Origin of the sequence: Azospirillum sp., from assembly GCF_035627195.1 — a bacterium.
Lineage (GTDB): Bacteria > Pseudomonadota > Alphaproteobacteria > Azospirillales > Azospirillaceae > Azospirillum.
The window spans coordinates 1-13,149 of the sequence record NZ_DASPMG010000194.1; the positions used below are offsets into that span (position 1 = coordinate 1).

Sequence of the window (13,149 nt, forward strand, 5' to 3'; positions counted from 1 at the left end):
CGCTGCCCTGGGGCAAGGAGATGGTGGTGCAGGAGGTGGCCTACGACAGCGGCCTGAAGCTGCTGCGCCTGCGCATCCGTGAGGGCAAGCGCTTCACCATCGTCGACCTCGACGCACGCGCGATCGCCCGCCTGCGCGCGCTGACCGACGATTGGACGGACGGGGTCGAGATGGTGGATGGGGTCGATCGGGACGGGGGGTGAATGGGCTGAAGCGTAGGTTGGGTTGAGCGCCAGCGAAGCCCAACGCCCTGCGTGTTGCGGATGCGTTGGGCTTCGCCTGCGGCTCAACCCAACCTACGGACCTCTTCGATGTGCACCTCGCCCGGCGCGAACCAGTTCAGCGTGTCGGCGAGCGCCACCACCTTGCCGATGATGATCGTAGCCGGGGACTTCAGGCCGGCCTCGGCGACCTGGTCGGCGAGCGTCGCGACGGTCGCCAGGACATGGCGCTGGCGCGGCGTCGTGCCGTTCTGCACCACGGCGGCAGGCGTCGCCGGGTCCAGGCCGGCGTCCAGCAGGCCGCGCACGATCTCCGGCAGCGTCACGAGGCCCATGTAGCAGACCAGCGTCGTGTCGCCGTCCACGAGGCGGGCCCAGTCGTGGTCCAACTCGTTGTTGTCGCGCAGATGGCCGGTGACGTAGCGCACCCCCGTCGCCAGCCCGCGGTGCGTCAGCGGAATGCCGGCGTAGGCGCTGCAGCCGGCCGCCGCGGTGATGCCGGGCACCACCTCGAAGCGGACGTGGTGGCGGGCCAAGTGCTCCGCCTCCTCGCTGCCGCGGCCGAAGGTGAAGGGGTCGCCGCCCTTCAGGCGCACCACGCGGCGCCCGGCGCGCGCGAGGTTCAGCAGCAGGGCGTTGATCTCGTCCTGCGGCATGGCGTGGCGGTTCAGCGCCTTGCCGGCGTAGATGCGCGTGGTGCCCGTCGGGATGAGATCGAGGATCTCGTCGCTGACGAGGCGGTCGAAGACCACCACCTCGGCACCCTGGATGAGGCGCAGCGCCTTGACGGTCAGCAGGTCGGGGTCGCCGGGGCCGGCGCCCACGAGGTAGACACACCCTTGAGCCATGTTTCCATCCCCCAATGCCGCACTGGCTGGCGCGTTGCCCGCGCGTCTCATATAAGAAATGATTAATATGAACGAGTCGTGATGCGCTGTCCAGGGGGTCGCGGATGGTGCAGGGGGCGGATAATCGCGAAATTTCGTTGCCGGCATACCCGCAGGTGAAATCCGGTCTTGCGCCCGGACCGTCCGTCGCATTAATAGTTGTCCATTCGAAGCTGCTAATATCGAAGACCCTAATAAGGGGCGCGGCCGCACGCGCCGGACGGCATGCCGCCGGACGGGCGCGGCGGGGATCGGCACGTTTGGAAGGGATGGAAATCATGCTCAGGAAGGCGCCGGTCCGCACCGGCCGCGCGAGGGGATGCCTGCACGTCCGCGACCGGCGGGACGCGCGCCAGCGAAGTCGCTGACGCCGCCGCCAAGGCTTGCGGCCGCTCCCGTATCGCCCCTTTCCGAGAATCGAGTTCCGGACCATGAACCTCTATCTCCCCATCGCCGAGATGTCGCTGAACATGTTCCTGCCGATCGCGCTGGGCGCCGGCGTGGGCATCCTGACCGGCATGTTCGGCGTGGGCGGCGGCTTCCTAATGACGCCGTCGCTGATCTTCATCGGCGTGCCGCCGGCCGTCGCCGTCGCCACCGAGGCGATGAAGATCGTCGGCTCCTCCGTCTCGGGCGTGCTGGCGCACTGGCGGCGCGGCAACGTGGACGTGAAGATGGGCGCGGTGCTGCTGCTGGGCGGCCTCGCCGGGTCCTTCGTCGGGGTGCAGATCTTCAGCTGGCTGCGCAGCCTGGGGCAGATCGACGTGGTGATCGCGCTGCTCTACGTGGTGGTGCTGGGCATCGTCGGCAGCATGATGTTCGTGGAGAGCATCCGCTCCGTCCTGCGCGCCCGCAACGTGCCGGAGGGGACGCCCGCCGACCTGCGCCCGCGCGACAAGATCAGCCTCGCCCAGCGCCTGCCGGGCAAGATGGTGTTCCGCCGCTCCCGCCTGGTGGTCAGCCCGATCATGCCGTTCGGCGTCGGCGCGCTGGTCGGTGTCCTGTCGGCGCTGATGGGGGTGGGCGGCGGCTTCATCATGGTGCCGGCGATGATCTACCTGATCGGCATGCCGACCAAGGTCGTGATTGGCACCTCGCTGTTCCAGATCATCTTCGTCACCGCCAACACCGCGTTCCTGCAGGCCGTCAGCAACCACACGGTTGACCTGATGCTGGCGCTGATGCTGCTGATCGGCGGGGTGATCGGCGCGCAGGTCGGGTCGTGGCTGGGCGCCAAGCTGAAGGCGGAGCAGCTGCGCATCGGGCTGGCGGCGCTGGTGCTGGCGGTGTGCTTCAAGATGGCGCTGGGCCTGATCCTGGAGCCGGACGAGCTGTACTCCTACGCCGCCAGGGTGGGGGGGCACTGAGCCATGCGCCGTTTCCTTCTCGCCCTTCTGGCGCTGGCCTGCGCCGTGGCCGCCGGGCCGGCGCGGGCCGCGCACCCGGAAATCGACGCCGACCTGTCGGACCACGTCATCGCCATCACCACCGGCTTCACGGGATCGAACCTGCTGCTGTTCGGCGCCACGCAGGGGGAGGGCGACGTGGTCATGGTGGTGTCGGGGCCGAAGTCGGACCTGACCATCCGCCGCAAGGACCGGCACATGGGCATCTGGCTGAACGCCGACGGGATGACGTTCCGCGACGTGCCCAGCTTCTACGCCGTGCTGTCCAGCAAGCCCTTGAAGGAGATCCTGGACCCGGCGGAAGCCGCGCACCACGGCATCGGCTTCGACGCGCTGTGCCCGCAGCCGGCCGACGCCAAGGCGCCGCCGGACGCCGTCGCCGGCTTCCAGGAGGCGCTGTTCCGCCTGAAGAAGGACCAGGGGCTGTACTTCGAGGAAGCGGGCATCCGTTTCCAGGGGCCGCGCCTGTTCCGCGCCAACGTGCACTTTCCCGCCATCGTGCCGGTGGGCGAGTTCCGCGCCATGGTCTACCTGGTCAAGGACGGCAAGGTGATCAGCGCCAAGGACACGCCGCTGGTCGTCAGCAAGGTCGGCATGGGCGCCCAGGTGCATTATTTCGCCAATGAATACGCCGCGGCCTACGGCGCCCTTGCGATCGTCCTGTCCGTCATGGCGGGATGGATGGCCGGCATCGTCTTCCGAAAGGTCTGATCCCCATGACCGAACCCGAATTGAACGCATCCGAGGGCAACGAGCGCGTCTTCCTGGTGGTGGTCGACAACAGCCCGGAACTGGGGGTCGCCATCCTGTACGCCTGCCGGCGCGCCGCCCACACCGGCGGGCGCGTGGCGCTTCTCTATGTGATCGAGCCGGACGACAACGGGGCCGCCGACATCGGCAACTGGATGGGCGTGGGCGACGTCATGCGCCAGGAGGCGCGCGAGGAGGCGGAGATCACGCTGAGCATCGTGTCGGAACGCGTGAAGTCCTGCTCCGGCAAGATGCCGACCTACTTCATCCGCGAGGGCGGGCGGGCCGAGCAGCTGTTGAAGCTGGTGAACGAGGAGCGGTCGATCTCCGTGCTGGTGCTGGCGGCCAGCGCCAAGTCGGAAGGGCCGGGGCCGCTGATCACGCATCTGACCAGCAAGCACGCCGGAAAGCTGCGCGTGCCGGTCACCATCGTGCCCGGTTCGCTGACGCGCGACGAGCTGGAAGCGATTACCTGAGTGAAATGGTAAGGTAGGCGCCGCCGCGACGCGGAGCCGGACCATGCCCAATAAAAACAGGTTGAACTAAATTAGCCCTTCCGCATGCGGCAGGCACCTCGGATAGGAAGCGCAAGACGATGCTGAGCGAACCCGAGATCGAGCTGTCCCCAAAGGTCAACGACGAGGTCAAGTTCACGACCTGCTACATGTGCGCCTGCCGTTGCGGCATCAAGGTGCACCTGAAGGACGGGCTCGTCCGCTACATCGAGGGCAACAAGAACCACCCCACCAACAAGGGCGTGCTGTGCGGCAAGGGCTCCAGCGGCATCATGCAGCACTACTCGCCCGCCCGCCTGCGCAAGCCGCTGAAGCGGGTGGGGGAGCGCGGCAAGGCCGAATTCGTGGAGATCGAGTGGGACGAGGCGCTGGCCATCGCCGGCGGCTGGCTGGGCCGGATCCGCGACACCGACCCGCGCAAGCTGGCCTTCTTCACCGGGCGCGACCAGAGCCAGTCGCTGACCGGATGGTGGGCCGCACAATTCGGCACGCCCAACTTCGCGGCGCACGGGGGGTTCTGCTCGGTCAACATGGCGGCGGCCGGGCTCTACACCATCGGCGGGTCGTTCTGGGAATTCGGCGAACCGGACTGGGACCGCGCCAAGTACTTCATGATCTTCGGCGTCGCCGAGGACCATGATTCGAACCCCATCAAGACGGGCCTGGGCAAACTGAAGGCGCGCGGCGCCAAGGTGGTGTCGGTCAACCCGATCCGCACCGGCTATTCCGCGGTGGCGGACGAGTGGGTGGGCATCCGGCCGGGCACCGACGGGCTGTTCGTCATGGCCCTGATCCACGAGCTGCTGCACGCCGACAAGATCGATATCGATTACTTGGTGCGCTACACCAACGCGCCGTGGCTGGTGATCCAGGATCCGGGTGCCGCCGACCACGGCCTGTTCGCCCGCGACGCCGACGGCAACCCGCTGTGCTGGGACGCGAAGGCCGGGACGCTGGTGTCGGCCAAGCTGCCGGACGTGGCGCCGGCCATCGTGGGCGAGTTCACGCTGGCCGACGGGCGCACGGCGGTGCCGTCGTTCCAGCTGCTGGCCGAGCGCTACATGGACGCGCAGTACGCGCCCGACGCGGTGGCGGAGCGCTGCGGCGTGCCGGCGGCCGACATCCGGCGCATCGCCGCGGAACTGGCCGACGTGGCGTTCAACCAGACCATCGAGCTGGACATCGAATGGACCGACTGGGCCGGGCGCAAGCACGACAAGGTGATCGGCCGGCCGGTGGCGATGCACGCCATGCGCGGCATCTCCGCCCACACCAACGGCTTCCACACCTGCCGCGCCATCCACGTGCTGCAGGTGCTGCTGGGATCGGTCGAATGCCCGGGCGGCTTCCGCTTCAAGCCGCCGTTCCCCAAGCCCATCCCGCCGGGGCAGAAGCCGGCCGGCAAGACCGTGGCACCGGGCAAGCCGCTGGGCGGCATGCCGCTGGGCTTCACCATGGGGCCGGAAGACCTGCTGGTGGAGGCGGACGGCACGCCGATCCGCATCGACAAGGCGTATTCGTGGGAGGCGCCGATCTCCGCGCACGGGCTGATGCACATGGTCATCACCAACGCGTGGAAGGGCGACCCGTACCCCATCGACACGCTCTTCATGTACATGGCCAACATGAGTTGGAATTCGACCATGAACACGAAGGGCATCATCGAGATGCTCACCGACAAGGACCCCGGGACCGGTGAGTACAAGATCCCGCGCATCATCTATTCCGACGCCTATTATTCGGAGATGGTGGCGTATGCCGACCTGATCCTGCCGGACACGACGTACCTGGAGCGGTGGGACTGCATCTCGCTGCTCGACCGGCCGATCTGCGAGGCGGACGGGCCGGCCGACGCCATCCGCCAGCCGGTGGTGCAGCCCGACCGCGACGTGCGCGCCTTCCAGACCGTGCTGCTCGACCTGGGCGCGCGGCTGGGCCTGCCGGGCATGGTGAAGGAGGACGGCTCGGCCAGGTTCCCCGGCGGTTACCCCGACTACATCGTCAACCACGAGCGCACGCCCGGAATCGGCCCGCTGGCCGGCTGGCGCGGCGAGGACGGGACGGGCGTGGGGCGTGGGGCCGTCAACCCGAGGCAGCTTGAGACATACATCGAGAACGAGTGCTTCTGGGCGCACCACCTGGAGCCGAGCCAGAAGTTCTACAAGTTCGCCAACAAGGACTATCTGGACTTCGCGGTCCACATGGGCTTCATCGGTCACGCCGACCAGATCGTGCTCCAGCTCTATTCCGAGCCGATGCAGAAGTTCCGCCTCGCCGCCGAGGGGCACGGGGCGGTGCAGCCGCCGGACCGCCTGCGCGAGCGCATCAAGTCCGTCTTCGACCCGCTGCCGATCTGGTACGTGCCCTATGAAGAGGCGATGGCGGATACGAACAAGTATCCGCTGCACGCGCTGACCCAGCGGCCGATGATCATGTACCACTCCTGGGGATCGCAGAACGCGTGGCTGCGGCAGATCCTGGGGCGTAACAAGCTGTACGTGAACTCGGCCATGGGGGCGAAGCTCGGGTTGGCCGAAGGCGACTGGGTGTGGGTGGAGAGCCACCACGGCCGCATCAAGGTGCAGACCAAGTTCATGGAGGGGCTGAACCCCAACACGGTCTGGACCTGGAACGCCATCGGCAAGCGCGCCGGCTCCTGGAACCTCGCCCCCGACGCGCCGGAGGCGAAGAAGGGCTTCCTGCTCAATCACCTGATCAGCGAGCTGCTGCCACCGGAGGCGGACGGGCGGCGCTTCTCCAACTCCGACCCGGTGACGGGGCAGGCGTCGTGGTTCGACCTGCGGGTGCGCATCGAGAAATGCGCGCCGGGGGAGGAGGAGGTGTCGGAGCCGCAATTCGCGGACCTGCCCCTGCCGCCGGGCCTGGAGCCGGCGCCGGAGGTGAACCGCTTTGGGGCCGACCTGAGCCACCGTGGCCGCTGAGGAATTGGGGAAACGCGCATGACCAGCTTGCCGGAAAACCGCGGCCCCAAGCGCCTGGGCCTCGTCATCGACCTCGACACCTGCGTCGGCTGCCACGCCTGCGCCACCAACTGCAAGGAGTGGAACACCAGCGGCCACTCCGCCCCGCTGACCGACGTGAACGCCTACCGGGCCGAACAGCGCGGCGTGTGGTTCAACCGCGTCCACACGTTCGAAGTGGGCGAGCAGGGGGAAGGTCGCACAGTCCACTTCCCGAAGAACTGCATGCACTGCGAGTTCCCGGACTGCGTCACCGTCTGCCCCACGGGTGCGTCCTACAAGCGCGCCGAGGACGGCATCGTGCTCGTCGACCACGACAAGTGCATCGGCTGCAAGCTGTGTTCCTGGGCCTGCCCGTATGGGGCGCGCGAGTTCGACGAGGTGGAGGGGGTGATGAAGAAATGCACCCTCTGCATCGACAAGATCTACAACAAGAACCTGGCCGAGGCGGACCGGGTGCCGGCGTGCGTCGCCACCTGCCCGTCGAAGGCGCGCCACTTCGGCGATTTCAACGATCCCAACTCGAACGTCTCGCGGCTGACGGCCGAGCGCGGCGGCATGGAACTGCTGCCGGAGCTGGGCTACCAGCCGACCAGCCGCTACCTGCCGCCACGGCCGGGCAAGCGCCCGCAGGGCGACGCCGCGGCGCTGCCCAAGGCGGACGCCGCCGGCAAGCCCGGGCGCTTCCTGCGCTGGGTCGATCAGATGCTGTCGCGTTGAGGAGGGGGACGGAACCATGCATCCCGCTTATTCGGTCATCTTCTTCACCACCGCGTCGGGCGCCGGCTATGGCCTGCTGGCGTTGCTGGGCATCTTCGCCGCATCCGGCCTGCTGCCGGCCGATACTTGGTTGGGCGTCGTCGGCGTCGGGCTCGCCATGGCGCTGATCGCCGGGGGGCTGCTGTCCTCCGTCGGCCACCTCGGCCGGCCGGAGCGGTTCCTGGGCGCGATGCGGCAGTGGCGCTCCTCCTGGCTGGCGCGGGAGGGCGTGCTCGCCATCCTCACCTTCATCCCGGCCGGGCTGTTCGGCATCGGCTGGGTGTTCTTGAATTCGACGCAGGGCTTCTTCGGCTGGATGGGGGCGCTGGCCGCCGTGCTGGCCGGGCTGACCGTCTGGTGCACGTCGATGATCTACGCCAGCCTGAAGCCGATCCGCCAGTGGCACAACGTGTTCGTCACCCCGTCCTACCTCGTGCTGGGGCTGATGACCGGGGCCTTGCTGCTGGTGCTGGTGACGCGGGCCTTCGGCGTGTACCACGCGGCCTTCGGCTGGCTGGCGGTGCTGGCCGTGGCGGCAGGGTGGGCGGTGAAGGCGGCGTACTGGCGCCACATCGACACCACGCGCCCGCGCAGCACGCTCGGCACCGCCACGGGGCTGGGCCGCCTGGGCACCGTGCGTCTGCTGGAGATGCCGCACACGGAAGAGAACTTCCTGATGAAGGAGATGGGCTTCCGCATCGCCCGCGACCACGCGGCCAAGCTGCGCCGCATCGCGCTGCTGGCGCTGTTCGTGGTGCCGTTCGTGCTGGCGATCGCCGCGGCGCTGGCCGGCGGCGTGGCGGGCACGCTGGCGGCGGCGGGCGCGGTGCTCAGCGCCGGCCTGGGCGTGGTGGTCGAGCGCTGGCTGTTCTTCGCCGAGGCCCGGCACACGAGCATGCTGTACTACGGCATGGCGGCGTAGCAAATCTCTCCCTCCCTCGCCTCCGGCGGGGGAGGGAAGGGACCCATGCACAGCATGGGAAGGGTGGGGGCAAGTTGCGCGCAAGAATCCGTAAGGCCGTGGTCTGCCGGATAGACCTTGCCCCCTCCTAACCTCCCCCACCGGAGGCGGGGGAGGGACTGGTTTCTTTTGGGCGCCTTACGCAAACACGAACGGCACGTCTTCTTTGTGCCGGTACTCTTCCTCGTCGACCACCGTTCCCCGGGCGACCCGCGGGCGCGCCGCCTTCAGCGCCGCCTCGATCCGGCGGTCGGGCAGGGCGTAGCGCGCCTCCAGGGCGATGTCCCGCGGTCCGGCGCAGTCCTCCCCGAACACGTCCTTGTACATGCCGCTCATCATGCCGTAGCGGGCGCTCATCAGCGTGTTGGTGGCGGCCTTGACGCGGGCGACGTCCGCATCGTTGCGCACGAAGAGTGCCGTCATCAGCGTCACGGCGATGGCGTGCATCACGTCGTAGCGCACGTGCGCGATGAAGACGTGCAGGTGATCCGCCGTCAGCGGCTCGCCCGATTCGCGGGCCCAGCGGATGATGCCGCCCAGCAGCAGGCTGAAGAACTCCGGCACGCCCCATTCCATGCCGAGGCCGACGGAGGCCAGCGCCTCCAGCGGGGTGAAGGCGGGATCGCCGGCCAGCAGGCGCTGGGTCAGCACGTTGTCGGCGGTGCCGTGCAGCAGGGGCGGATTGCGCTCCGCCGGCGGCACGCCCAAGCCGTCGAACAGCTGGCCGTACATGACGATGTGCGTGGTCGAGCCGAGCATCTGGGCAAGCGTCGGGTAGGTCTCCACCGCGTGGCTGCCGACGCCGTATTCGTCGGCCACCAGCTGCGCCAGGACGATCTGCACGAACTCCGACAGGCGCTCCCGATTCGCCACGTCGGGAAGCTCGGCCAGGGTGTGGAAGCGGCCGATGGCCATGGCCACGCACTGGCGGGTGTTCTTGATCTGGTTGTGGTACTGGGCGGCGAAGCGGACGAGCTGCGCGCGCGTCATGCGCCCCTCGAACACCCGGCGGAAGAACGGGTGCCGCCACACCGGGTGCTCCATCACATGCTCGTGCAGCGTCAGGAACAGGTCGCGCACGCGCGCCGCGTCCAGGCCGGCGCCGCCGACCTCCGCCAGCCGCCGGCTGAGCGGGTGGGCCGGGTCGTCCAGCACGCCGACGGTGGCGAGGAAGTCGCGCCGCTGGCTCTCCTTGAAGGCTGCCAGCACGCCGTCGACGTCGCGGTCCAGCAGGTCGTCCAGCGGGTGCACCTCCGGCCGCAGGCGCGGACGGCCCTGCGCATCGAGGGTGAGGAGGTCGGACAGGCGTGGCGTCGTCATGGCGGCGGGCTCCAAAGGGGGGCGGGCGAAAGACCCTAGTGCGGGGGCGAATTTTCTGCTGGCGTGCCCCACCATTATGCATTAGAGTTCCATCATATGACGAGCTGATAAAGTACGGCCCTGACGGAATGCCCGCGGGGGCCGGACGGCAGCCAAGAAAGCACCGATAAGAAGGGCCGGCAACGTCCGGCCGCGTGTGGGAAGGAAACGACGGTGGCCAAGACGACCAGACGCCGGAATTGCGTCCGCGATCCGCAGCAACGCTGACGGCGCGGCGCCGCTCGCCCCCTGCACACCGAAGGAACGACACCGTGACGCGGCCCCTGCCGCGCCGCGCGAGGGGAACTGTGTCAACGCTCGAGGAGAACGCGTGATGTCGAAGGAAATGCCCAAGACACCGCTCTTGGACCAGCTCGAAGACGGCACCTGGCCGAGCTTCGTGAGCGGTTTGAAGCGGCTGGCGCAGTCGGAGGACAAACAGTACGCCGGCATGATGAAGGATCTGCTCGGCCAGCTGGAGCATTCCTACGAAACGCGCAAGGGCTACTGGAAGGGCGGCACCGTCGGCGTGAAGGGCTACGGGGCCGGCGTCATCCCGCGTTTCTCGGAGGTCGCCTCCGAATACCCGGAGTCGGCGGAGTTCCACACGCTACGCGTCATGCCGCCGGCCGGCATGCACTACACCACCGACACGCTCCGCAAGATGTGCGACATCTGGGAGAAGTACGGGTCGGGCCTGATCGCGCTGCACGGCCAATCCGGCGACATCATGTTCCAGGGCTGCAAGACGGAGAACGTCCAGCCGGCCTTCGACGAGCTGAACAAGCTGGGCTTCGACCTGGGCGGTGCGGGTGCCGGCGTGCGCACCTCGGTCTCCTGCGTCGGTGCCGCGCGCTGCGAGCAGTCGTGCTACGACGAGGCCAAGGCGCTGCGCACGATGATCAACGCCTTCCTCGACGACATGCACCGCCCGTCGCTGCCCTACAAGTTCAAGTTCAAGTTCTCGGGCTGCGCCAACGATTGCACCAACTCCACCCAGCGCGCCGACTTCGCGGTGATCGGCACCTGGAAGGACGACATGCAGGTCGACCAGGAGGAGGTGAAGGCGTACGTCGCCAAGAACGGGCGCAAATGGGCGATCGACCAGGTCATCACGATGTGCCCGACCAACGCGCTGTCGCTCAACGACGACGACACGCTGGAGGTCGACAACAAGAGCTGCGTGCGCTGCATGCACTGCCTCAACGTCATGACCAAGGCGCTGAAGCCGGGCAAGGAGCGCGGCCTCGCGGTGCTGCTGGGCGGCAAGCGCACGCTGAAGATCGGCGACCTGATGGGCACCATCATCGTCCCCTTCATGAGGATGGAGACGGACGAGGATTACGAGAAGCTGGTCGAACTGGCCAAGAACATCGTCGACTTCTTCGCCGAGAACGCCCTGGAGCACGAGCGCACCGGCGAGATGATCGAGCGCATCGGGCTGGCCAACTTCGTCGAGGCGCTGGGCATCGAGCTTGACCCGAACATGATCACGCACCCGCGCACCAACTCCTTCATCCGCATGGATGGCTGGGAGGAGGAGGTGGAGAAGTGGAAGGACCGGCATGCGTCGCCGGCCGCCGCCGAATAACCGCGCACGCCCGACTGGATCCTGGAGGAAACGATGACCGTGGCTGAGGCTGTGCACCAGACCGTCGAATGCGGCGTGCCCGACCCGTTCCCGATGATGCACCCGCTGCTCAAGAAGAACTACGGGCAGTGGGCCTGGCACGACCGTCCGCGCCCCGGCGTGCTGCACCACGTCGCCAAGAGCGGCGAGGCGGTGTGGACCGTGCGCGCCGGCACGCAGCGCCAGATGGACGTCTACACCATCCGCACGCTGTGCGACCTTGCCGACACCTTCGCCGAAGGGCACGTGCGTTTCACCGTGCGCTCGAACATCGAGTTCATGGTGTCGAGCTTCGAGAAAGTGCAGCCGCTGGTCGACGCGCTGGAGGCGGCGGGCTTCCCGGTGGGCGGCACCGGCAACTCGGTGTCGATGATCTCGCACACCCAGGGCTGGTTGCACTGCGACATCCCCGGCACCGACGCGTCGGGCGTGGTGAAGGCCCTCATGGACGAACTCGAACAGGAGTTCCGAAACGAGGAGATGCCGAACCGGGTGAAGATCACGACGTCCTGCTGCCAGATCAACTGCGGCGGCCAGGGCGACATCGCCATCAACGTCCAGCACACCAAGCCGCCGAAGATCAACCACGACCTCGTCGCCAACGTCTGCGAGCGTCCGGCCGTGGTGGCGCGTTGCCCGGTGGCCGCCATCCGCCCGGCGCTGGTGAACGGCAAGCCGTCGCTGGAGGTGGACGAGAAGAAGTGCGTGTGCTGCGGCGCCTGCTACCCGCCGTGCCCGCCGATGCAGATCAACGATCCGGTGCACACCAAGATCGCCATCTGGGTGGGCGGCAAGCACTCCTCGACCCGCTCCAAGCCGACCTTCCATAAGCTGGTCGCCGCCGGCATCCCCAACAACGCCCCGCGTTGGCCGGAAGCCGCCGGCATCGTCAAGCAGATCCTCTACGCCTACAAGGAAAACGCCAAGCCGTGGGAACGGATGGGCGAGTGGATCGACCGCATCGGCTGGGCGCGCTTCTTCGAACTGACCGGCCTGCCCTTCACCAAGTACCACCTGGACAACTGGCGTGGCGGCCGCGCGAGCCTCAACGCCTCGGCCCAGCTCCGCTTCTAAGGGGAGGGCAGAGCCATGAAGTTCGCCATTCTCGTCAACGAGGGGCCCTACAACCACCAGGCGTCGGACAGCGCCTACCACTTCACCAAGGCCGCCCTCGACATGGGGCACGAGGTGGTGCGGGTCTTCTTCTACTACGACGGCGTGCTGAACGGGAACAAGCTGTCCGACCCGCCGCAGGACGACCGCAACATCGTCAAGCGCTGGTCGGCGCTGGCGGAGAAGCACGGCCTGGACCTCGCCGTCTGCGTCGCCGCCGGCCTGCGCCGCGGCATCAAGGAGGAGGTGCTGGCGCCCGGCTTCCGCATCACGGGCCTGGGCCAGCTCGTGGAGGCCGGCATCGACGCCGACCGCCTCATGACCTTCGGCGACTGAGCGGGGAGGAAGGAAGCCATGAGCGACGAACCCGTCATGAAGAAGTTCATGTACCTCAACCGCAAGGCGCCGCATGGCACCATCTACGCGCTTGAGGTGCTGGAGATGATCCTCATCGCCGCGATGTTCGACCAGGACGTCCACGTCTGCTTCCTGGACGACGGCGTGTACGAGCTGAAGAAGGGCCAGGACGCCAAAGGCGGGATCGAGGCCAAGGACTTCGCCAACACC

13 protein-coding genes are annotated in these 13,149 nt (G+C 67.8%); 11 read left to right on the forward strand and 2 right to left on the reverse strand.

The window, feature by feature from the left end:
• On the forward strand, window positions 1-203 hold a 203-nt coding region (locus VED21_RS17885; RefSeq protein ID WP_324884450.1), incomplete at its 5' end, for a DUF6967 family protein.
• 83 nt (window positions 204-286) lie between these two features.
• On the opposite strand, the gene cobA is transcribed toward VED21_RS17885, so the two are convergent.
• On the reverse strand, window positions 287-1,069 hold the full coding sequence (cobA, locus tag VED21_RS17890; RefSeq protein WP_324884452.1) for a uroporphyrinogen-III C-methyltransferase: 783 nt from the start codon (window positions 1,067-1,069) through the stop codon (window positions 287-289).
• Between the two features lie 470 nt (window positions 1,070-1,539).
• On the opposite strand from cobA, the gene VED21_RS17895 reads away from it, so the two are divergent.
• The 6 genes from VED21_RS17895 to VED21_RS17920 all read left to right on the forward strand — a co-directional run bounded on the left by VED21_RS17895 (window position 1,540) and on the right by VED21_RS17920 (window position 8,441).
• Window positions 1,540-2,475: a sulfite exporter TauE/SafE family protein gene (locus tag VED21_RS17895; protein WP_324884454.1), complete on the forward strand. Its 936-nt coding sequence runs from the start codon at window positions 1,540-1,542 to the stop codon at window positions 2,473-2,475.
• A gap of 3 nt (window positions 2,476-2,478) precedes the next feature.
• Window positions 2,479-3,225, forward strand: coding sequence for a TIGR02186 family protein (locus tag VED21_RS17900; RefSeq protein WP_324884456.1), 747 nt, complete (start codon window positions 2,479-2,481; stop codon window positions 3,223-3,225).
• Between the two features lie 5 nt (window positions 3,226-3,230).
• The gene (locus VED21_RS17905) at window positions 3,231-3,740 is read left to right on the forward strand and encodes a universal stress protein (RefSeq protein WP_324884459.1); all 510 of its coding nucleotides are present in this window, start codon (window positions 3,231-3,233) and stop codon (window positions 3,738-3,740) included.
• A 119-nt stretch (window positions 3,741-3,859) separates the two neighbouring features.
• The gene (locus VED21_RS17910; RefSeq protein WP_324884461.1) at window positions 3,860-6,721 is read left to right on the forward strand and encodes a molybdopterin oxidoreductase family protein; all 2,862 of its coding nucleotides are present in this window, start codon (window positions 3,860-3,862) and stop codon (window positions 6,719-6,721) included.
• An 18-nt stretch (window positions 6,722-6,739) separates the two neighbouring features.
• Window positions 6,740-7,480 carry a 4Fe-4S dicluster domain-containing protein gene (locus VED21_RS17915; RefSeq protein WP_324884463.1) on the forward strand — a complete coding sequence of 247 codons (741 nt, stop codon included), beginning with the start codon at window positions 6,740-6,742 and terminating at the stop codon, window positions 7,478-7,480.
• A gap of 16 nt (window positions 7,481-7,496) precedes the next feature.
• Window positions 7,497-8,441 carry a dimethyl sulfoxide reductase anchor subunit family protein gene (locus tag VED21_RS17920; RefSeq protein WP_324884465.1) on the forward strand — a complete coding sequence of 315 codons (945 nt, stop codon included), beginning with the start codon at window positions 7,497-7,499 and terminating at the stop codon, window positions 8,439-8,441.
• Window positions 8,442-8,618: 177 nt separating this feature from the next.
• On the opposite strand, the gene VED21_RS17925 is transcribed toward VED21_RS17920, so the two are convergent.
• Window positions 8,619-9,800: a hypothetical protein gene (locus VED21_RS17925; RefSeq protein WP_324884467.1), complete on the reverse strand. Its 1,182-nt coding sequence runs from the start codon at window positions 9,798-9,800 to the stop codon at window positions 8,619-8,621.
• A 373-nt stretch (window positions 9,801-10,173) separates the two neighbouring features.
• Here VED21_RS17925 and dsrA point away from each other — a divergent pair, with 373 nt between their 5' ends.
• The 4 genes from dsrA to VED21_RS17945 all read left to right on the forward strand — a co-directional run.
• Window positions 10,174-11,430 carry a dissimilatory-type sulfite reductase subunit alpha gene (gene dsrA / locus VED21_RS17930; protein WP_324884470.1) on the forward strand — a complete coding sequence of 419 codons (1,257 nt, stop codon included), beginning with the start codon at window positions 10,174-10,176 and terminating at the stop codon, window positions 11,428-11,430.
• A gap of 33 nt (window positions 11,431-11,463) precedes the next feature.
• Complete coding sequence (dsrB, locus tag VED21_RS17935; RefSeq protein WP_324884472.1) at window positions 11,464-12,543, forward strand: dissimilatory-type sulfite reductase subunit beta; 1,080 nt, start codon at window positions 11,464-11,466, stop codon at window positions 12,541-12,543.
• 15 nt (window positions 12,544-12,558) lie between these two features.
• The gene (gene tusD / locus VED21_RS17940) at window positions 12,559-12,918 is read left to right on the forward strand and encodes a sulfurtransferase complex subunit TusD (protein WP_324884474.1); all 360 of its coding nucleotides are present in this window, start codon (window positions 12,559-12,561) and stop codon (window positions 12,916-12,918) included.
• 18 nt (window positions 12,919-12,936) lie between these two features.
• The coding region (locus VED21_RS17945; protein WP_324884476.1) for a DsrE family protein at window positions 12,937-13,149 on the forward strand (213 nt) is incomplete at its 3' end.